A 19,788-nucleotide genomic window follows, 5' to 3' on the forward strand; every position below is an offset into this window, starting at 1 on the left:
GTTCGTGATGCGATGCACTTACCTGGCAGGCGCAGGTGTTACAGGGTGCTGGCATCCACAATCCGATTACGCCCTGTGTGCTTGGCCTCGTACAACGCCTGGTCCGCACTCAACAGCAACGCCTCCAGCGATAGGCGACTGCGTTTATCCCAGGTGCTCATGCCGATGCTCACCGTAATCGGCCGCTCGCTCCCCGTTACCCGCGGCAAGTGTTCGACAGCGCTGCGGATATGTTCGGCAATCACCCATGCGCCCCGGGTATCGGTCAAGGGAAGTACCACCGCAAACTCCTCACCCCCATAGCGTGCCGCCAGGTCGGCAGGGCGGCGGATGTTGGCGCCGATGACCTGCGCCACCGTACGCAGCGCCTCATCACCGCCTTGATGGCCATGGCGGTCGTTGAAGGCCTTGAAGTGGTCCACGTCGATCATCAACACCGTCAGGGGGTCAGTTGAGCGCTGAGCGCGGTCCCACTCCAGGCGTAGGCGTTCATCCAGCACGCGCCGGTTGGCCAGGCCGGTCAGCGCGTCGGTGGCTGCCAGTTCTGACAGGACGCGTTCAGCGCGATAACGACGCCGCAGTTCCCGGCGCAGCATCCAGGTCAACCACAACAAACCCATACACAGAAAGCCGGTGGCGCCACTGGTCAGCAGTGCGGCGCGTTTCCAGGGAGCGAACACATCCTCGCTGGACAGTGCCACTACCACGATCAGCGGCAGTTCTCCGACAGTGGTGAAGGTGTACAAGCGCTCCTTGCCGCTGATGGCTGAGATGGCCTGGAAGCTGCCGATGCCCTCATGCAGCATTCTCTTGAAATTGGGCCGCGTGCTCAGGTCCTTGTCGATCATGTCGCGTTCAAGCAGTGGCTGCTGCGCCAGCAGAATGCCTTTTTTGTTCAGCAGGTTAACGCTGCTGCCGTTGCCGATCGTGAGGGTGTTGAAGAGCTGGTCGAAATACGCCAGGCGCATCGTCGCGACCGCGACCCCGGCGAATTCGCCATTGGGTCCCGACACCCGGCGACTGAATGCCATGCGCCAGACCTGGTCGCAGTCGCAATGGATCTTGAACGGGCGGCTGATAAACAGGCCGACGTTCGCGTCCTGGGTATGCGCCTGGAAATAATCGCGATTGGAAAAATTACGGGCTGAAGGCCGCAGCGTGGAGGAGTCCGCGATCACATTGCCGTTGGCGTCCAGCAACAGGACTTCGCCCTTGAAGGGCGCCGCTGTGGATAAGTCAAACTGCACCAAGTGCTGGATATTGGCGGCGACCTGCGATAAGTCCTCGCGCTGGGTGGCTGCAATCAATCCATTGAGCGCCAAGTCGTACAGCTCGACGTTACGCAGCACATCGGCATTGATCAGTTGGGCAATGTTGGTGGTTGAACGGGTAGCAGCCTGCAGGGTGCTGGCGTGTTCGCGGATCAGTAAGGCCGCGACAATGATCACAATCAGAACAACAGTGAGGCCACTGCCCAGAATCAACAGGAGCTCGGGGTGTGCAGGTGCGGTACGAACACGGCGTTGACTCATCGGGCAGACTTCAGCGGTGTGGATGCTGGCAGTTTAGTTCTACCCGATGAAAATTAAATGGGTGGCTGGAAAGAAAGATTGCGCCTTAAAACACGTTGATCGGATAGTCGACGATCACCCGGTACTCATCCACGTCCCGATCCACCGCCGAGTAGCCGTTGCTGCCGCGGTTGACCGCCCATTGCAGGCGCACCGCCAGGTCTTTGGCCTTGCCCCCCTGTACCACGTATTTCAGGTCGATATCCCGCTCCCAATGCTTGGCGTCCTTGCCGTCGGCGCTGTACCAGGCGCTGTAGCCACGGCTTTGCGGGTCGACCTTGGTCAGGTCGGTCTTGCCGCTGATATAGGACACCGCCGAGGTCAGGCCAGGCAGGCCCAAACCGCCGAAGTTATAGGCGTACTTGAGTTTCCACGAACGCTCATTGGGGCCGTTGAAGTCCGAATATTGCTGGGAGTTGTCCAGGTACACGCTGTCGCCTTGCGCGATGTAGTCGAACGGCGTGTTGCCGTTGACCCGCTGGTACGCGGCGGTGACGCTGTGGTGGCCGACGTCCACGGTGAAGTGCAGGCTGTAGGTGTTGTTGTCGATATCACCCAGCAGCGACTGCCCGGTGTCCTGGGTGTGGTAGTAGTGCAGACCGGGGTTGAGACTGATCATCTCGTTGATCACATAGGTGTAGTCCAGGTCGTAGTAGTACTGGTTCCACACGTCCTTGAGCTCGGAGGCATAGAGGTTGCTGGTCAACCCGTCGATACCGCTGAACGACACACCGGCCCAGTTCATATGCTGGCTGTCAGCCGTGTTGGGCAGCGCGCCGTAGCTGGTGCCGATACGACGGTGGCCGCTCTGGTTGTAGAGCTTGGTGAAGCTGGCCTGGCCGCCTTCGAACATCCAGCCGTCGAGGCTGTGGTTGGTCAGGCTCACGCCACGGAAGGTCTGCGGCAACATGCGGGTCGCGCCGCCGGCGATCACCGGGTTATTGAGGAACAGGTCGCCGGCCCTCAACTCGGTATCGAACGCGCGCATTTTCAAGGTGCCGCCCGCCGTCGAGAACGAGCCGGGCGCCTTGCCGTTGCCGCTGCCGTACGGAAGGATGCTGGAACCGTCCGTGCCGCCACCGCCATCGAGCTTGAGGCCGAGCATGGCATGGGCGTCCAGGCCGAAACCGACGGTGCCCTGGGTGTAGCCGGATTCGAAGAGGCCGATGAAACCCTGGCCCCATTCCTTGCTGTCATCGGTGTGGATGTCGCGACGGTCGCGGTTCATGTAGTAGTTGCGGGTGTTGATGTTGAGGTGGGCGCCTTCGACGAAACCGTCGGCGGGGGTGGTGTCTGCCGCGTGGGCAAGAGGGACGATCGTTGCTGCAATCGCGAGGAATAACGGGGTCAACGTCAGCGAGTTCTTCACCGGTGTAGCTCCTTTGGTCAAACGGAAACGGCCAATGTCGTGGGGGGATGCCTGGCCTTTTTTACGGCAAAAAAAAGCCGCTGAAGTCAGCGGCTTTAAGACAGATTCCCAGTGTAGAGCCCTGGAAATAAGTCGAGGGAAATTCGGGTAAGCGGGAGGCTGCCTTTGCCGTCGCGCTCATCGATGCGTCAAACTAACGCAGGCGAGCGGTACGGTACAGAGTGTAACAAGATAATGACTGTTGCCCAAACCGCAACAGTTGCGATGACGATCTCGATAACGGGTGCACTGCGATCCCAGTGTGGGAGGGGGCTTGCTCCCGATGACGGTGTGTCAGTCACCGAGGTTCTGGCCGATCTATCGCTATCGGGAGCAAGCCCCCTCCCACGGTGGGTCGTGGTGGTTTCAGGAATCAGGCTGGCAGGGTGATGCCAAAGGTATTGCCACGACTGTCGCTGCGCACGAACACATCACCGCCGTGCATCAAGGCAATTGCCTTGACGATGGCCAGCCCCAGGCCATGGTTGGCGCCGCTGTTGCTGCGCGACGCGTCCACCCGATAAAAGCGCTCGAACAGGCGCGGCAGGTGTTCGCTGGCAATCACATCGCCGGGGTTGGTCACACCGATTGCCACCTGATGTTCCTGCACTTCGATACTCACCACGATGACTTGCCCCGGCTCGGTGTGCTGCACCGCGTTGCTCAGCAGGTTGATCAGCGCACGGCGCAGGTGGGCCTTTTCGATCTGCACCTGGGCATCGCCATGCACCTGTACCTGCACCTGGGCGTCTTCGAAGATGAAGTCCAGGTAGTCGAGGGTGGTCGCCACTTCGTCGGCCAGGGAGCTTTCGATCAGTTTGGTGGCCTTGCTGCCCTGGTCGGCGCTGGCGAGGAACAGCATATCGTTGATGATCGAACGCAGGCGCTCCAGCTCTTCGAGGTTCGATTGCAGCACCTCGAAGTAATGCTCGGCCGAGCGCCCGCGGGTCAGCGCGACCTGGGTCTGGCCGATGAGATTGGTCAGCGGCGAACGCAGTTCGTGGGCCACGTCGGCGTTGAAGGATTCCAGGCGCGAATAGGCCTGCTCCACGCGGTCGAGGGTGGCGTTGAACGAGTTGACGAACTGGTTCAACTCCGGTGGCAGCGGCGACAGCTGCAGGCGCCCGGAGAGTTTCGGCGGGGCGAGTTTGCGGGCTTCCTCCGACAGCTTGATCAGCGGCTTGAGACCGATGCGCGCCACCCAGAACCCCAGCAGCGAGGCCAGCACCACGCCCACCAGTGCCAGGCTGATCAACGCCACCAGCAGATGGTGCTGGGTGGCGCGGAAGTTCTCGGTGTCGATGGCGATCATAAAGCGCAGCGGCGGGCGTTGATCCTTGGCCGGGAACTGGCTCACCAGTGCCTTGAAGGGATGTTTGTAGCCCGGCAGATGCAAGTCGCGCTTGCCGGTTTGTCCTTCGGCGAAGGCGCGGATCTGCGCATCGGGCTCTCCGTATTCGTAGGTCGGGTCGCTGCTCACCACCCAGAAACGAATGCGCTTGTCTTCCTCACCCAACAGCTTGAGCTTGGCCTTGATCTTCTGCCAATGGTCCGGTGTGCCGAAGCGATTCACCGAGGATTCGAGCACGCTGTAACGGGCATCCAACTCGGCCCCCGGCAACAAGCCCAGGCCCCGGTCCACCTGCTGATACAACACGCCGCCGATCAACAGGAAGATCAGCAGCGCCACCAGGGTGAACATGCCGCTCAGGCGCAGCGCAATTGAGTTAGCCACCACTTTGAGTCTCCACCAGGCGACTCTCCAGCACATACCCCATGCCACGGATGGTGTGCAGCAGTTTCTGTTCGAATGGCCCGTCGAGCTTGGCGCGCAGGCGCTTGATCGCGACTTCCACCACGTTGGCGTCGCTGTCGAAATTGATGTCCCAGACCATTTCCGCAATCGCGGTCTTGGACAGGATCTCGCCCTGGCGCCGCGCCAACACGCTGAGCAGCGAGAACTCCTTGGCGGTGAGGTCCAGGCGCACGCCATTACGGCTGGCCTTGCGGCTGATCAGGTCGATCCACAGGTCGGCGACCGTTACCTGCACCGGCTCATGACCGCCGCTGCGGCGGGTCAGGGCCTGCAGGCGCGCCACCAGTTCCAGGAAGGAAAACGGCTTGCCCAGGTAATCGTCGGCGCCTTCGCGCAAACCACGGATGCGGTCTTCCACGCGCTCGCGGGCCGTGAGCATGATCACCGGCGTCTGCTTGCGCGCACGCAAGGCGCGCAGTACGCCAAAGCCATCAAGGCCGGGCAGCATCACGTCGAGCACGATCACCGCATAATCGTTTTCCAGGGCCAGGTGCAGGCCTTCGACGCCTTCGCGGGCCACGTCGACGGTATAGCCTTGCTCCGTCAGGCCGCGATGCAGGTAGTCTGCGGTTTTTTCTTCATCTTCAATAATCAGGACGCGCATGAGCCTTTTTGCTCCAGGGCCGGGCCTCAATCTGTGGTTGCCAACGCAGGCGTCGGTGTGGGCCGGTGGAAAAACTTCTCCAGGTACAAGTATATGACCGGCGTAGTGAACAGCGTCAGCGCCTGGCTCACCAGCAGTCCGCCGACGACCGCGATACCCAGCGGCTGGCGCATTTCCGCGCCGGGGCCGGCGCCGAGCATCAGCGGCACGGCGCCGAGCAGGGCGGCGAGGGTGGTCATGATGATCGGCCGGAACCGCGTGACGCAGGCTTCATAGATCGCATCCTCCGGCGACAGGCCCCTGACGCGCTGGGCGTCCAGGGCAAAGTCGATCATCAGGATGCCGTTCTTCTTGACGATCCCGATCAGCAGCACCAGGCCGATCAGCGCCATGATCGAAAAGTCCTGGCCCATCAGCGACAGCATGATCAGTGCGCCCAACCCAGCAGATGGCAAGGTGGAAATGATCGTCAGCGGGTGCACAAAACTCTCATACAGCACGCCGAGGATGATGTAGACCGCCACCAGCGCCGCCAGGATCAGCCACGGCTGGCTGGCCAACGAACTCTGGAACGCCTGGGCCGCGCCCTGGAAGTTGCCGATGATGGTGGTGGGCATGCCGATTTCATTCTTGGCCTGGTTGAGCATGATCACCGCATCGCCCAGCGCCACGCCGGGCGCCAGGTTGAACGACAGGTTGGCCGCCGGGAACATGCCGTCATGGCTGATGGACAAGGGCCCCACCGTCGGTGGATCGACCTTGGCCAGTGCCGACAGCGGCACCATCTCGTTGGTCAGCGGCGACCGCAGGTAGAAGTAATTCAGGCTTTCAGCTTTGCCGCGTTGTTGAGTGTCCAGTTCCAGCACCACCTGGTACTGGTTGATCTCGGTCTGGAATTCGTTGATCTGCCGTTGGCCGAAGGCGTCGTACAGCGCCTGGTCGACATCGGTGGCGGTCAGGCCGAAACGTGCCGCGGCCTGACGGTCGATGCTGATGTGGGTGATGCTGCCGCCCAGTTGCAGGTCGTTGGACAAGTCGCGAAACGCGGGGTTGGCGCGCAGTTTTTCGGTGAGGCGCTGGGTCCAGGTGTTCAGCGTCGGGCCGTCGTTGCTCTTGAGTACGTATTGGTACTGGGCGCGGCTGGGGCCCGAACTCAAGTTGATGTCCTGGCCGGCGCGCAGATACAGCACGATGCCCGGCACCTTGGCCAGTTTCGGCCGGATGCGGTCGATGAACTGGCTGGCGGACACATCGCGATCACCGCGATCCTTCAGCGCGATCCAGAAGCGGCCGTTGGCGATGGTCTGGTTGCTGCCGGTCACGCCTACCGAGTGAGAAAACGCTTGCACCGCCGGGTCGTCCTTGACGATCTCGGCCAGCGCCTTGTGCTTGGCGACCATGTCGGGGTACGACACATCGGCCGCCGCTTCGCTGGTGCCGAGCACAAAACCGGTGTCTTGCACCGGGAAGAAACCCTTGGGGATGAACACGTAGCCAACCACGGCCAGGGCCAGGGTCACCAGGAAGATCGCCGCCATGCTGCGTTGATGGGCCAGGGCACGGCGCAGGTTGCGCGCGTAACCAGCCAGCAGGCGCTCGCTGAAGCCGGGTTTGTCGTGGGTGGTGTGGGTCGGCGCACGCATGAACAGCGCGGCCAATGTCGGTGCCAGCGTCAGCGAGACCACCACCGAAATCAGGATGGTCGAGGTGGCGGTCAGCGCAAATTCCTTGAACAACCGCCCGACCACACCCCCCATGAACAGCAGCGGGATAAACGCCGCCACCAGCGAGAAGCTGATGGACACCACGGTAAAACCAATCTCGCCGGCGCCCTTGATCGCCGCTTCGCGTTGGCCCAGCCCGGCTTCCAAGTGACGGTGAATGTTCTCCACCACAACGATCGCATCGTCCACCACAAACCCCACGGAGATCACGATCGCCACCAGGGTCAGGTTGTTCAGGCTGAAGCCCATCAGGTACATCAGGGCAAAGCTGGCCACCAGTGACACACCGAGCACGCTGGACACAATCAGCGTCGCCGACAACTGGCGCAGGAACAGCGCCATCACCGCCACCACCAGCAGGATCGCGATCAGCAGGGTCACTTCGACTTCATGCAGCGACGCGCGAATGGTCTTGGTGCGGTCGGTCAACACGCTGACCTGCACCGAGGCCGGCAGCATGCCTTGCAGGCGCGGCAGCTCGGCTTGAATACGGTCCACGGTCTCGACGATATTCGCGCCGGGCTGGCGCGAGATCACCAGGTTGACCCCCGGCGTGTCGCCGGACCAGGCCTGCACGTAGGCGTTTTCCGAACCGTTGACGACCTTGGCGATATCGCGCAGTTGAACCGGCGCGCCATCCTTGTAGGACACAATCAACTGCGCGTAATCCTCGGGGAGGAACAACTGGTCGTTGGTCGACAGGGTCGACACGCTGTTTTCGCCGTAGATCGCGCCCTTGGCCAGGTTGAGGCTCGATTGCTGGATGGCCAGGCGGATATCGGCCAGGGTCAAGCCGATGGCAGCCAGTTTGTCGGGGGAGGCCTGTACGCGGATCGCCGGGCGTTGTTGGCCGGTGATGTTGATCTGGCCGACGCCGTCGATCTGGCTGATCTGCCGGGCCAGCAGGGTTTCCACGTAGTCGCTCAGCTCGGTACTGGGCATGCTGTCGGAACTGACGCTGAGGATCAGCACCGGGCTGTCCGCCGGGTTGACCTTCTTCCAGGTCGGCAGGCTCGGCATATCGCTGGGCAGCTTGCCGGACGCAGTATTGATCGCCGCCTGCACTTCTTGCGCGGCGGTGTCGATGCTCTTGTTGAGGGTAAATTGCAGGGTCAGGAGGCTGGAGCCCAAGGCGCTGCTGGAGGTCATCTGGGTCATGCCGGGGATGGCGCTGAATTGCACCTCCAACGGCGTGGCCACGGATGAGGCCATGGTGTCCGGGCTGGCGCCGGGCAGGGTGGCGCTGACCTGGATCGTCGGAAATTCCGCTTCCGGCAGTGGGGCGATGGCCAGGCGCGGGAAGGCAATCATCCCGAGCAGCACCAGGGCAAAGGTCAGCAGCAGGATGGCGACCGGGTGGTCGACGCACCAGGCCGACGGCGAGCGGCTGCCGCTCATGGCTGCACCTTGGCGTCGACGGTCTGGATCACCTGCGGCGGCTCCTTGAGCACCTCCACCTGGGCCCCGGCCTTGAGCCGCGACTGGCCGTCACTGACCAGCACATCGCCGGCCTGCACACCCTTGATGATGTTCACGTCGCTGTCTTGGTAGGTGACCTGCACCGGCACCACGTCGACCTTGTCACCGTTGACCCGGTACACAAAGTGCGAATCCAGGCCGCGTTGCACCACCGTCGACGGCACCACCAGCGCGTTTTTGTCGAGGGCGGTCTGAATCTTGATGGTCACCAATTGCCCCGGCCACAGGCGTTGCGAGGCGTTGCTGAATTCAGCCTTGGCGCGCAGGGTGCCTGTGGTGGAACTGATCTGGTTGTCGATCAGGCTCAAGTGGCCTTCGCCGAGCAGGTCGCCGGTCTGGCCGTCGGTGTCGGCGCCCATATAGGCATCGACGCTGGCCTTTGTGGGCGCCGCGATCAGGCCTTGCAGGGTGGGCAGCATCTGCTGCGGCAGGGAGAACTCGACGGCAATCGGGTCGATCTGGGTGACCGAGAACAGGCCCTGGGCATCGCTGGTGCGTAGGAAGTTACCTTCGTCCACGGTGCGAATACCCACGCGACCGCTGACCGGCGAGCGAATCTGGGTATAGGACAGTTGCACTTGAGCCGAATCGATCGCGGCCTGGTTGCCTTGGGCGGTGGCCTTGAGCTGGTTGACCAGGGCTTGTTGCTGGTCATAGGTCTGCTTGGACACGCCATCGTCGACGCTCAACGCCTTGTAGCGCTTGAGGTTGACCAGCGCCACCTGCAGCTGGGCCTGGCTCTCGCCCAGTTGCGCCTTGGCCTGGTCGAGGCTGGCACGGATCGAACGGTCATCGATGCTCGCCAGCAGGTCGCCGGCCTTGACCCGTTGGCCTTCCTTGACCAGCAATTGGGTGAGAATGCCGTCCACTTGCGGGCGTATGACCACGCTGTGCAAGGACAACACGGTGCCGATCCCACTGACAAAACGCGGAATATCCTGCTGTGCCACGCTCACCACCCGCACCGGAATCGCAGTGGGCGCCGCCAGTTTGCTCTTGGCCGGGCGGGTCAATGCCCAGGCTGCAATCGCCAGCACCACGAGGACACCCACGATCAGGGCGGTTTTCCGTTGAATTTGCATGGGGTGAGGCGCCAGGGCAAAGGATTGGAGGAAAGTGGAGCCTTTATAGCCCGTCAACCCGGTCAGCAAAGTGACTGCTAACTGACAGCGCTGTCAGTAAAGGTCGACCATTCGTACAGGCGGTGGTTAAAGATCCAAGGCGGGCAGGTATACTGCGCGCCAGCGAGGCCCGCAAGCCGGTCCCGCGTCATTTTTTGCACGCTCCGGAGCTTTCATGACTTCCCCGACACAACCCCCTGTTGAAGCGACCGACCTCGTCGATCCGGCCAGCGCCGACGGCGTTGAAAAAGCCGAGATCCCGGCGTTCAAGTTTCCCTTCAAGCCGGGTGAACTGGCCGGGGCCAAAAATGCCGCCCAGCCCTGGTACAAGAACGGCGCCAAGAACGGCCATACCAAGAGCCCGGGCATGGCGCCACCGGGAACTCGCCGTTCCATGGGTAAACGTTAAGAATAATCAGCTGTAATATTTGCAGGATGTTGCCTACAGCGTCCGTTGATATTTCTGCTTGTGGGCCTGCGATCGTTTCTTGAAAGTTTGCACAGCTTGCGCTCTGCTCCGATTTTTTACCGGGGCGGAGTCAAGGGCGCTCTTTCCGGAAAAGGACGTTTCCTGTGGCCCCGATACACCTCTGTGTAGCGCTTGTCCTGTTGCTCGCGGTCGATGCCGTTGCTGGCATTGATCAACCTCGGCGCGAAATCCGCTTTGCCGTTGCCGCGCACTTTCCCCCCTTCCAGAGCCGCAACCCGCAAGGGCAGTTGGTCGGTCTGAATATCGAGCTGGGCAACGCCCTTTGCCAGCAACTGAATGTGCGCTGTACCTGGGTCGACCAGGTGCTGGTCGAAAACTTCAAAGACCTTGATGCCCTGCAATTCGATGCAATCATCGGCATCGCCCCCACGCCTCAGCGTCAGCGCTGGGTGAGCTTCACCGATAACCTCTATCCCTTCACCACGCGCCTGGTCGCGCGCCGATCCTCCGGGCTGATGCCGACGCCAGCGTCGCTCAAGGGCAAGCGCGTCGGCGTATTGCTGGGGAGTAATCGCGAAGCCTTTGCCCGATTGCAATGGGCGCCCAAGGGCGTGATCATCAAGCGCTTCTGGCTCAACGACGAACTGGTCCGCAGCCTGGTGGCAGGCGACATCGATGCGACCCTGCAGGGCACCGTGGAAATCCGCGACGCGTTGCTCGACACCCCGGCGGGCCAGGATTTCGACTTCCTCGGCCCCGCCGTTTCCGCCGAGTTGCTGGGCCACGGCGTGGCAATCGGGCTGCGCACCACCGATACGGCGTTGCGTGCCGAACTTAACCGCGCCCTCGAACAGCTTAAACACAATGGTGAGTACCAGCGGATCCTTGCGCCTTATCGTCTGGAGGTGCCGTGATGGCTCAATGTGCTCGCGAAGCGGCCAGTCAGCCCTACGCCGCCCGCAGAGGGATAAACGCATAGTTGGCCGGCACCTCGGTCGCAATCTGCGCCCCGGCATCCAGCACCTGTTCGGCAATGTCCATCCCCGATACATGGAACACCCACTCATTGGCCACGGACGGTTGAGCCAGCGCCAACTCAATCGCCTGGGCAAACAGGCCCATGTCAGGCAGGTAAGCGGTAAACCCATCACCCTTGAGCGCCGTGGTGCGAATGCCCAGCAGGGCGCACACCGCCTCTTTGGTCTGCACGTCATCGCGGTCGGCCTGGCGTGAGCGTTGGATCAACTGCGCCAATTCCTGGTCCATCAGCTCACCGCCGACGATCAGCGCCGGGCCCTGCTCCCAGGATTCCGGCGGGCAATCCTTGGCGGCGGGGTTCAGCGGGATATGCGGGTTGATCTCCATCGGGTAGATGCGGCACACCAACGGCCGACGCTCATAGATGCGGCACAGGTTGTCTTCGTCAAGATTCCGGCAGCGTCCGGCGTTGTAGGCGGCAAAGGTGATTGCCACAAACGCTTCGGTAGTGCCACTGGGCACGACCACTGAGCGGCGTTCGGCATGTTCGCGTTGCTGCTCGGGCAGGCCCAGGCCATTGCCCAGGAAACCCTCCGCCAGAACGATGACATTGCCGCCGTCCGCCGCCCACTGGCGGGCCTCGTCGAGGGTCAGGGGCACGTGATGGTCGGTGCAGCATTTGCCGCAACCGACGCAGGAAAATCGAGTATTCATGGCGGATCTGTCACCAGGCTAGGTCAGAGGGCACGCAGGAACAGTGACGGGTTTTTACCTCTGTTCACCGTTTCAGCTCTCTGGAAGCAAGTTATACGCCAGTGCCTGTCAGCCCTCAGGCACTGCGTCGCGCAGGACAAATCGCATGCCCGCGCTTTCATACAACTGCCGTGCACGCAGGTTGCTCTCCCGCACCTTAAGGTCCACATAGGGCTCGCCGCGCTGCTTGAACGCCTGGAAGCTGTGCAGCAGCAACGCGCGGCCCAATCCCTGGCCCTGGGCGCAGGGGTGAACGCAGAGGTGCTTGATAAAGGCGCTGGTCCAGCACTGCGCCACGGCGAGAACGCCTTCGTCGTTGCTCGCTACCAGGCACAGTGTGGGGTCGAACTCGGCATCGGTGGTGAACCGCTGCTGCCAGGTTTCCAGGTTGGGCACACGACCGCCGCCCTGGTCCTGAGCGAGGCGCAACACGGCATGGATCGCCGGGGCCAGGTCGTCGCGGTAATGATCCAACTGCGTGCCGGCCGGCCACTGGGGGGCGGGCAGGCTGCCGGTGAGGTCGCGGCGCAACAGTTGGTAATACTCGGTCACCGGTTACAGGCCTTTCTGTGCCACGGTCTGGGCGGCGATCACCAGGCACTTGGTCAGCTCCGGCGACGAGAATTTGGTCAGTACCGAGTCGGCACCCGCCAGTCGTGCCTTTTCGCTGTTCATCGCGCTGTCCAAGGAGGTGTGCAGCAACACATAAAGGTGCTGGAAATCCGGGGTTTCGCGCAAGGTGCGGGTGAGGGCGTAGCCGTCCATTTCCGACATCTCGATGTCCGACACCACCACGTTGATCTGCTCGGCGGTGCCTTGCAGTTCCAGCAGCACGTCGATGGCTTCCTTGGCACTGCGCGCGGTGTGGCAGGTGAGGCCGAGGTTGCGCAGGGTGTGCACGGACTGTTGCAGGGCGACCTGGCTGTCGTCCACCACCAGGATGCGCGCGTTGCCGAGCACTTCGGCTTCTTCCATGGTCAGGTCGGTCGGCGCCGCTTCAATCGGTGCCGGCGCGATGCCGTGGATGACTTTTTCGATATCCAGCACCTGCACCAGGCCGCCTTCTACCTGGGTGACCCCGGTAATAAACGCGCGGTTACCGCCGGAGCCATAGGGCGGCGGGCGGATGTCGGTGGTCAGGCAATGCACGATCTTGCTCACCGCCTGCACATGCAAACCCTGCTTGGAGCGGCTCACATCGGTGACGATCAGGCAGCCGCCGTCCGGGTCTGCCAGCGGCATTTCCCCCAGGGCGCGGCTCAGGTCGATCACCGCCAGCGAGTTACCGCGCAGGGTGGCGATGCCTTTGACGTGCGGGTGGGACTCCGGCAGCTTGGTCAGCGGCGGGCATGGGATGATTTCGCTGACTTTCAGCAGGTTGATCGCCATCAGCTTGCCACTGCGCAAGGTAAAGAGCAGAAGCGAGAGTGAGTCTGCGCGGGCTTTGGTGGTGGGCATAAAAACCTTCTGTGGATCAGGGATGACGATCTATAGAGGGTTATCGACTTGGGGAGGCCAGGCTTTAACCGGATTTTGTGTCGGGATGGGGGTGTGTGGGCGCTGGCTTGCCTGCGATGCAGGCACCTCGGTCTTTCAGTTGCACCGGGGTGATGCTATCGCAGGCAAGCCGGCTCCCACACAAGCCCCATTCCACAAGGGGCATGGGTCAGCCCTTCCACACCTGCGGGTTCACCAGGTCCTGCGGACGCTGGCCCAGCAGCGCGCTGCGCAGGTTGTCGAGGGCGCGGTTGGCCATGGCTTCACGGGTTTCGTGGGTGGCCGAGCCGATGTGCGGCAGGGTCACGGCGTTGCTCAGTTGGAACAGCGGTGACTCGGCCAGCGGCTCCTGTTCATACACATCCAGCCCCGCGCCACGGATGCGCTGGCTTTGCAGGGCGTCGATCAGCGCCGGTTCGTCGACCACCGGGCCACGAGAAATGTTGATCAGGATCGCGCTGGACTTCATCAGCCCCAGCTCGCGGGTGCTGATCAGGTGACGGGTCTTATCGCTCAACGGCACCACCAGGCAGACGAAATCCGCCTCGGCCAGCAGTTCATCCAGGCTACGCAATTGCGCGCCCAGTTCCTGCTCCAGCGCCGGCTTGCGGCTGTTGCCGCTGTAGAGGATCGGCATATTGAAACCCAACCGTCCACGCCGGGCCACGGCCGCGCCGATGTTGCCCATGCCGACGATGCCCAGCGTCTTGCCATGCACATCGCAACCGAACAACGGCGCGCCGACGCTGGCTTTCCACTGGCCGGCCTTGGTCCAGGCGTCCAGCTCGGCCACACGGCGTGCGCTGCTCATCAGCAGGGCAAAGGCCAGGTCGGCGGTGCTTTCGGTGAGGACGTCGGGGGTGTTGGTGAGCATGATCCCGCGTTCGTTGAAGTACGCCACGTCATAGTTGTCGTAGCCCACCGACACGCTGGACACCACTTCCAGCTTGCTCGCGCCTTGCAACTGCTCGCGGCCCAGCTTGCGACCCACGCCGATCAGGCCGTGCGCGTGGGGCAGTGCTTCATTGAATTGCGCGTTGATGTCGCCCAGCTTGGGGTTGGGCGCGATCACCTCGAAATCCTGTTGCAGGCGTTCGATCATTTCCGGGGTGACGCGGCTGAAAGCGAGGACAGTCTTTTTCATTGCAGGCGGGCTCATCGACTACGGAAGAATGCCAAGCACGCTAACATTCCTGCCGACAATTGTCAGGACGCCTCAGGCCTAAAGTGGGCAGGGGGCAAATGTGGGAGGGGGCTTGCTCCCGATAGCGGTGGATCAGTCAATTCATGTGGTGACTGACCTATTGCTATCGGGAGCAAGCCCCCTCCCACCGTTGACCTGACTCGTCTGGTAGCACTCAGTTCGCCAGGCGCGCGCCGCTGAGGCTGCCGCTCAACTCATACGCCACCAGCTCCGCCTGGTGCGCCGCCAGGATCTCCGGCAGCGAGCCACGCAGGTATTCCACCCACGTCTTGATCTTCGCATCCAGGTACTGGCGCGACGGGTAGATGGCGTACAGGTTCAACTCCTGGGAGCGGTAGTTGGGCATCACCCGCACCAGGGTGCCGTTGCGCAGGCCTTCGATCGCGGCGTACACCGGCAGCAGGCCGATGCCCATGCCGCTGGTGATCGCGGTTTTCATCGCATCGGCCGAGTTCACCAGGAAGGGCGAGGTGTTGATCGCCACGCTTTCCTGGCCTTCGGGGCCGTTGAAGGTCCACTTGTCGAGCTGGATCACTGGGCTGACCAGGCGCAGGCAGGCGTGGTTGAGCAAGTCATTGGGGCGATGGGCGCAGCCCTTGGCCTTGACGTAGTCCGGCGAGGCACAGGCAATGCTGTAGGTGATGCCCAGGCGCTGGGACACGAAGCCCGAGTCCGGCAGTTCGCTGGCCAGCACGATGGACACGTCGTAGCCCTCATCGAGCAAGTCCGGCACACGGTTGGCCAGGGTCAGGTCGAAGGTGACGTCCGGGTGGGTGCGGCGATAGCGGGCGATGGCGTCGATGACGAAATGCTGGCCGATACCGGTCATGGTGTGCACTTTCAGCTGCCCGGCAGGGCGTGCATGGGCGTCGCTGGCCTCCGCCTCGGCTTCCTCGACGTAGGCGAGGATCTGCTCACAGCGCAGCAAATAGCGTTTGCCGGCTTCGGTCAGCGCGATGCGTCGTGTCGTTCGGTTCAACAAGCGGGTTTGCAGATGGGCCTCAAGGTTGGAGACCGCGCGCGAGACGTTGGCAGTGGTGGTATCCAGTTGCACGGCGGCGGCGGTGAAGCTGCCTGCCTCGGCCACGCAACTGAAGGCGCGCATGTTTTGCAAAGTGTCCATGGAGTGTTCTCAGGGGAGATAGCAAATTGTGACAGAAAGTTACGCCGTCCAGTGATCCCTACCAACGGATTATCGCCTGAACGGTAACAAAGATTCACAGGAATGCCAGCTTATCGTTCCCCATGTCGGCCCCTAGAATTGTGCCACCTCTCCCCGCACCACCACCTCAGGAATTCGCAGCAGTGCCGCGTCGCATCAACAGAGAGTTGAAGGCTCTCAGTGTCTGGGCTTTATCGTTAGCAATCAGCGGCTGCATCGGAACCGGAGGAATCGCCCCCCAAGGCCAGTCCCTCAACGCTAGCACACTGGCCACCGACGAAGCGATCCAGAGCGCCGCCCAGGACGCCCACTGGCCCACCGCGCACTGGTGGCAAGCCTACGGCGACCCGCAATTGAACCGCTGGGTCGACCTCGCGACCCAACACAGCCCAAGCATGGCCATGGCCGCCGCTCGGGTGCGGGAGGCGCGGGCCATGGCCGGGATCGCCGAGTCGGCCGAGTCGTTGCAGATCAACAGCGACACCACCCTCAAGCGCCACAACTGGCCCAAGGATCAGTTCTATGGCCCCGGCGAACTGAGCGGTGCCAACACCTGGGACAACAATGCTTCCCTGGGCCTGAGCTATGCCCTCGACCTGTGGGGCCGTGAAAGCAATGCCACCGAACGTGCCGTCGACCTGGCGCACATGAGCGCCGCCGAAGCGCGCCAGGCCCAGCTCGAATTGCAGAACAACGTGGTCCGCGCCTATATCCAGCTGTCATTGCACTACGCCAACCGCGATATCGTCGCGGCCACGCTGGCGCAGCAGCAGCAGATTCTCGACTTGGCCAATAAGCGCCTGAATGCCGGGCTGGGCACCCATTTTGACGTCAGCCAGGCCGAAACGCCGCTGCCGGAAACCCATCGTCAACTGGACGCCCTGGACGAAGAAATCGCCCTGAGCCGTAACCAACTGGCGGCGTTGGCGGGCAAAGGCCCGGGGGCGGGGGCGCAATTGCAACGTCCTACGCTGTCGTTGGCCGCACCGTTGAAATTGCCGTCGAGCCTGCCCGCGCAATTGCTCGGCCAACGCCCGGATGTGGTCGCCAGCCGCTGGCAAGTCGCGGCCCAGGCCCGTGGCATCGATGTCGTCCACGCCGGTTTCTACCCCAACGTCGACCTGGTCGGCAGCCTCGGCTACATGGCCACCGGCGGCGGTATGCTGGCGTTCCTGGCGGGCAAGAAATTCAACTATAACGTTGGTCCGGCGATCACCTTGCCGATCTTCGACGGTGGCCGCCTGCGTGCGGAACTGGGCGAAGCCAGCGCCGGTTATGACATCGCCGTCGCCCGGTACAACCAGACCCTGGTCAATGCCCTCAAGGGCATCAGCGATCAGTTGATCCGCCGCGAATCGATGGACAAGCAATCTGCCTTCGCCGCGCAGTCGGTGGCCTCGGCGCAAAAGACCTACGACATCGCGATGATCGCCTACCAGCGCGGCCTCACGGATTACCTCAATGTGCTGAACGCCCAGACCTTGCTGTTCCGCCAGCAGCAGGTGGAGCAACAGTTACAGGCCGCTCGCTTGAGCGCCCACGCTGAACTGGTCACGGCCCTGGGCGGGGGGCTCGATGCCGGCAACGATGTACCGCCACCCGCCCAGATCCTCCCGAGCAAGACCCCGGCGGCACTTGCCGTATTCGATCACTGAGTAGGATGTGATGACTTCCTTGCCTGCACCGCTGCGCTGGCTGCATTCCCTTGAGTGGCGCCGTGGTTTTTTCGACTGGGCACGCAGCGACGGCGTGACCTGGGTGTATATCTTCAAGGTGCTGGTCGCTGCCTTCCTCACGCTGTGGTTGGCCATGCGCCTGGAACTGCCGCAGCCGCGCACGGCGATGATCACGGTTTTTATCGTGATGCAACCGCAGAGCGGCCAGGTGTTTGCCAAGAGCTTCTATCGTTTCCTCGGCACCCTGGCGGGGTCGGCGGTGATGGTGCTGTTGATTGCCTTGTTTGCGCAGAACACCGAGTTGTTCCTTGGCGCGCTGGCGATCTGGGTCGGCATCTGCACCGCCGGCGCGACGCGCAACCGCAACTTCCGCGCCTATGGCTTCGTGCTGGCCGGCTATACCGCGGCGATGGTTGGCCTGCCGGCCCTGGCGCATCCGGATGGCGCCTTTATGGCGGCGGTGTGGCGGGTGCTGGAAATCTCCTTGGGGATTCTGTGCGCCACCCTGGTCAGCGCCGCGATCCTGCCGCAAACCAGCAGCGCTGCGATGCGCAACGCCTTGTACCAGCGCTTTGGCGTGTTCGCGCTGTTCGTCACCGATGGCCTGCGCGGGCGCAGCCAGCGTGAAGGGTTCGAGGCGAGCAACGTGCGCTTTATCGCCGAAGCCGTGGGCCTGGAAGGGCTGCGCAGTGTCACGGTGTTTGAAGACCCGCATATGCGTCGGCGCAATGGTCGGCTCAGTCGCCTCAACAGCGAATTCATGAGCATCACCACGCGCTTCAATGCCTTGCACCAGTTGCTTGAACGGCTGCGCACGGACGAGGCGGACCATGTGGTGGCGGCGATCAAACCCGGCCTGCAAGACCTTGCCGAAGTGCTCGACGGCTTTTCCGGTCGCGCGCTCACCAGCCCCGACGCGGCGCGCCTGGTCAACGCGCTGAGCGCCTACAAGGACGGTCTGCCGGCCAAGGTCCGCAGCCTGCGTGCGGCCTTCCAGGAAGCAGACCCCACCGAAGCCGAGCAACTGGATTTCCACACGGCCTACGAACTGCTGTATCGCTTCGTCGATGACCTGCACAACTACGCGCAAACCCACGCTTCCCTGGCCGACCACAGCCATGCGCGCGAGCAGTGGGACGAAACCTTTATCCCCAAAACCAACTGGCTGGCCTGCGCCGCCTCGGGGATTCGCGCGTCTTTCATCCTGATCGTGCTCGGCAGTTATTGGGTGGCCACCGCCTGGCCCAGCGGCGCGACCATGACCTTGATCGCCGCCGCGACTGTCGGCCTGTCCGCCGCGACGCCCAACCCCAAGCGCATGGCCTTCCAGATGGCCTGCGGCACCTTGATCGGCGCGCTGGTGGGCTTTATCGAAATGTTCTTCGTGTTCCCCTGGATCGACGGCTTCCCGCTGCTGTGCGTGATGCTCGCCCCGGTGATCATCTGTGGCGCGTTCCTCGCCTCGCGGCCGCAATACGCGGGTGTCGGCGTCGGCCTGCTGATCTTTTTCAGCACCGGTTCGGTGCCGGACAACCTCACGGTCTACAACCCCTACACCTTTATCAACGACTACATCGCCATGGTCATCGGCATGCTGGTGTGCGCGGCGGCGGGTGCGATCATCCTGCCGCCCAACAGCCGTTGGCTGTGGCGCCGGTTGGAGCAGGACCTGCGTGAGCAGGTGGTGTATGCGATCAGCGGCAAGCTCAAGGGCCTGGCTTCAAGTTTTGAAAGCCGCACCCGCGACCTGCTGCACCAGGCCTACGGCCTCGCGGTCGGCCAGCCGCAGGTACAGCGCGACTTGCTGCGCTGGATGTTTGTGGTGCTGGAAGTCGGCCACGCGATCATCGAGCTGCGCAAGGAGCAGGCGATTTTGCCGGTGCACCCGGCGTACGCCGAATCCCAGCCCTGGCGCCAGGCGATCCGGGTGATGGGCCGTTCGCTGGTGCGGCTGTTCCTGCAACCCAGCGCCAGCAACTTGGAGCGTGGCTTGATTGCCGTCGACCATGCGATCAGCCGCGTGCAGGCCACCGACGAACCTTTCGCCCCGCACTTCGACACCTCGGCGCTGCGCCGGGTGAAGAGTTACCTGCACTTTATCCGCACCTCGTTGCTCGACCCGCAATCACCCCTGGCGGCCCTCAAAGGAGCCACGCATGCCTCGTGAAATCGCCTTCCACGGCGTGTACATGCCGACCATGACCCTGATGTTTTTGGTCGCCGCCGTCCTGGCCTGGGCGCTGGACCGCTTCCTGGCCGGGTTCGACCTGTACCGTTTTTTCTGGCACCCGGCGTTGCTGCGCCTGAGCCTGTTCGTTTGCCTGTTCGGCGCCCTGGCGCTGACCGTTTACCGTTGAGAATGCCA

General features: G+C 62.7%; 16 protein-coding genes. 5 read left to right on the forward strand and 11 right to left on the reverse strand.

Translation table 11 applies throughout. The annotated features are described in order from the left end of the window. Window positions 1-38 precede the first annotated feature (38 nt). From ACI512_RS08760 to ACI512_RS08785, 6 genes are all read right to left on the reverse strand, one after another. Window positions 39-1,532 (reverse strand): sensor domain-containing diguanylate cyclase, encoded by a 1,494-nt coding sequence (locus ACI512_RS08760; RefSeq protein ID WP_064054791.1) that lies wholly within the window; start codon window positions 1,530-1,532, stop codon window positions 39-41. Window positions 1,533-1,617: 85 nt separating this feature from the next. Beyond that, window positions 1,618-2,940, reverse strand: a complete 1,323-nt coding sequence (locus ACI512_RS08765; RefSeq protein ID WP_236380985.1) for an OprD family porin — start codon at window positions 2,938-2,940, stop codon at window positions 1,618-1,620. A 412-nt stretch (window positions 2,941-3,352) separates the two neighbouring features. Next, complete coding sequence (locus ACI512_RS08770) at window positions 3,353-4,717, reverse strand: heavy metal sensor histidine kinase (RefSeq protein ID WP_236380984.1); 1,365 nt, start codon at window positions 4,715-4,717, stop codon at window positions 3,353-3,355. Continuing rightward, window positions 4,707-5,399 (reverse strand): heavy metal response regulator transcription factor, encoded by a 693-nt coding sequence (locus ACI512_RS08775; protein WP_236380983.1) that lies wholly within the window; start codon window positions 5,397-5,399, stop codon window positions 4,707-4,709. The genes ACI512_RS08770 and ACI512_RS08775 overlap by 11 nt, the downstream gene beginning before the upstream one ends. A gap of 26 nt (window positions 5,400-5,425) precedes the next feature. Continuing rightward, complete coding sequence (locus tag ACI512_RS08780) at window positions 5,426-8,521, reverse strand: multidrug efflux RND transporter permease subunit (protein ID WP_236380982.1); 3,096 nt, start codon at window positions 8,519-8,521, stop codon at window positions 5,426-5,428. Continuing rightward, window positions 8,518-9,684, reverse strand: a complete 1,167-nt coding sequence (locus tag ACI512_RS08785) for an efflux RND transporter periplasmic adaptor subunit (protein ID WP_064054795.1) — start codon at window positions 9,682-9,684, stop codon at window positions 8,518-8,520. Before ACI512_RS08785 ends, ACI512_RS08780 begins: the two co-directional genes overlap by 4 nt. 214 nt (window positions 9,685-9,898) lie before the next feature. On the opposite strand from ACI512_RS08785, the gene ACI512_RS08790 reads away from it, so the two are divergent. Both ACI512_RS08790 and ACI512_RS08795 read left to right on the forward strand, forming a co-directional pair. Beyond that, window positions 9,899-10,132, forward strand: a complete 234-nt coding sequence (locus ACI512_RS08790; protein ID WP_064054796.1) for a hypothetical protein — start codon at window positions 9,899-9,901, stop codon at window positions 10,130-10,132. 164 nt (window positions 10,133-10,296) lie between these two features. After that, window positions 10,297-11,067, forward strand: a complete 771-nt coding sequence (locus ACI512_RS08795) for an ABC transporter substrate-binding protein (RefSeq protein WP_236380981.1) — start codon at window positions 10,297-10,299, stop codon at window positions 11,065-11,067. A gap of 34 nt (window positions 11,068-11,101) precedes the next feature. Here the strand turns inward: ACI512_RS08795 and ACI512_RS08800 are convergent, their stop codons facing one another. The 5 genes from ACI512_RS08800 to ACI512_RS08820 all read right to left on the reverse strand — a co-directional run bounded on the left by ACI512_RS08800 (window position 11,102) and on the right by ACI512_RS08820 (window position 15,708). Then, window positions 11,102-11,845: a YkgJ family cysteine cluster protein gene (locus ACI512_RS08800; RefSeq protein ID WP_012722311.1), complete on the reverse strand. Its 744-nt coding sequence runs from the start codon at window positions 11,843-11,845 to the stop codon at window positions 11,102-11,104. Between the two features lie 108 nt (window positions 11,846-11,953). Further along, the gene (locus ACI512_RS08805) at window positions 11,954-12,436 is read right to left on the reverse strand and encodes a GNAT family N-acetyltransferase (protein WP_012722312.1); all 483 of its coding nucleotides are present in this window, start codon (window positions 12,434-12,436) and stop codon (window positions 11,954-11,956) included. Window positions 12,437-12,439: 3 nt separating this feature from the next. Further along, window positions 12,440-13,342 carry a chemotaxis protein CheV gene (locus tag ACI512_RS08810; RefSeq protein WP_236380980.1) on the reverse strand — a complete coding sequence of 301 codons (903 nt, stop codon included), beginning with the start codon at window positions 13,340-13,342 and terminating at the stop codon, window positions 12,440-12,442. A 208-nt stretch (window positions 13,343-13,550) separates the two neighbouring features. Continuing rightward, the gene (locus tag ACI512_RS08815; protein WP_012722314.1) at window positions 13,551-14,525 is read right to left on the reverse strand and encodes a D-glycerate dehydrogenase; all 975 of its coding nucleotides are present in this window, start codon (window positions 14,523-14,525) and stop codon (window positions 13,551-13,553) included. A gap of 214 nt (window positions 14,526-14,739) precedes the next feature. Then, the gene (locus ACI512_RS08820) at window positions 14,740-15,708 is read right to left on the reverse strand and encodes a LysR family transcriptional regulator (RefSeq protein WP_058422937.1); all 969 of its coding nucleotides are present in this window, start codon (window positions 15,706-15,708) and stop codon (window positions 14,740-14,742) included. Window positions 15,709-15,890: 182 nt separating this feature from the next. Between ACI512_RS08820 and ACI512_RS08825 the strand changes: the two genes are divergently transcribed. From ACI512_RS08825 to ACI512_RS08835, 3 genes are read left to right on the forward strand one after another with little or no spacing between them, the layout of a single operon-like run. Then, complete coding sequence (locus ACI512_RS08825) at window positions 15,891-17,402, forward strand: efflux transporter outer membrane subunit (RefSeq protein ID WP_236380110.1); 1,512 nt, start codon at window positions 15,891-15,893, stop codon at window positions 17,400-17,402. Window positions 17,403-17,412: 10 nt separating this feature from the next. Beyond that, window positions 17,413-19,590 (forward strand): FUSC family protein, encoded by a 2,178-nt coding sequence (locus tag ACI512_RS08830; RefSeq protein WP_043204810.1) that lies wholly within the window; start codon window positions 17,413-17,415, stop codon window positions 19,588-19,590. Beyond that, window positions 19,580-19,780, forward strand: coding sequence for a DUF1656 domain-containing protein (locus tag ACI512_RS08835; protein WP_064054799.1), 201 nt, complete (start codon window positions 19,580-19,582; stop codon window positions 19,778-19,780). The genes ACI512_RS08830 and ACI512_RS08835 overlap by 11 nt, the downstream gene beginning before the upstream one ends. Window positions 19,781-19,788: the final 8 nt, after the last annotated feature.

The sequence above is a fragment of the Pseudomonas petroselini genome (assembly GCF_045037875.1).
Classification (GTDB): domain Bacteria; phylum Pseudomonadota; class Gammaproteobacteria; order Pseudomonadales; family Pseudomonadaceae; genus Aquipseudomonas; species Aquipseudomonas petroselini.

What these genes read in the sequence shown, in the direction of transcription:
- ACI512_RS08760 (WP_064054791.1), bottom strand. Translation starts at nt 1,532, where the DNA reads ATGAGTCAACGCCGTGTTCGTACCGCACCTGCACACCCCGAGCTCCTG.
- ACI512_RS08775 (WP_236380983.1), bottom strand. Translation starts at nt 5,399, where the DNA reads ATGCGCGTCCTGATTATTGAAGATGAAGAAAAAACCGCAGACTACCTG.
- ACI512_RS08780 (WP_236380982.1), bottom strand. Translation starts at nt 8,521, where the DNA reads ATGAGCGGCAGCCGCTCGCCGTCGGCCTGGTGCGTCGACCACCCGGTC.
- ACI512_RS08785 (WP_064054795.1), bottom strand. Translation starts at nt 9,684, where the DNA reads ATGCAAATTCAACGGAAAACCGCCCTGATCGTGGGTGTCCTCGTGGTG.
- ACI512_RS08790 (WP_064054796.1), top strand. Translation starts at nt 9,899, where the DNA reads ATGACTTCCCCGACACAACCCCCTGTTGAAGCGACCGACCTCGTCGAT.
- ACI512_RS08800 (WP_012722311.1), bottom strand. Translation starts at nt 11,845, where the DNA reads ATGAATACTCGATTTTCCTGCGTCGGTTGCGGCAAATGCTGCACCGAC.
- ACI512_RS08810 (WP_236380980.1), bottom strand. Translation starts at nt 13,342, where the DNA reads ATGCCCACCACCAAAGCCCGCGCAGACTCACTCTCGCTTCTGCTCTTT.
- ACI512_RS08815 (WP_012722314.1), bottom strand. Translation starts at nt 14,525, where the DNA reads ATGAAAAAGACTGTCCTCGCTTTCAGCCGCGTCACCCCGGAAATGATC.
- ACI512_RS08820 (WP_058422937.1), bottom strand. Translation starts at nt 15,708, where the DNA reads ATGGACACTTTGCAAAACATGCGCGCCTTCAGTTGCGTGGCCGAGGCA.
- ACI512_RS08830 (WP_043204810.1), top strand. Translation starts at nt 17,413, where the DNA reads ATGACTTCCTTGCCTGCACCGCTGCGCTGGCTGCATTCCCTTGAGTGG.
- ACI512_RS08835 (WP_064054799.1), top strand. Translation starts at nt 19,580, where the DNA reads ATGCCTCGTGAAATCGCCTTCCACGGCGTGTACATGCCGACCATGACC.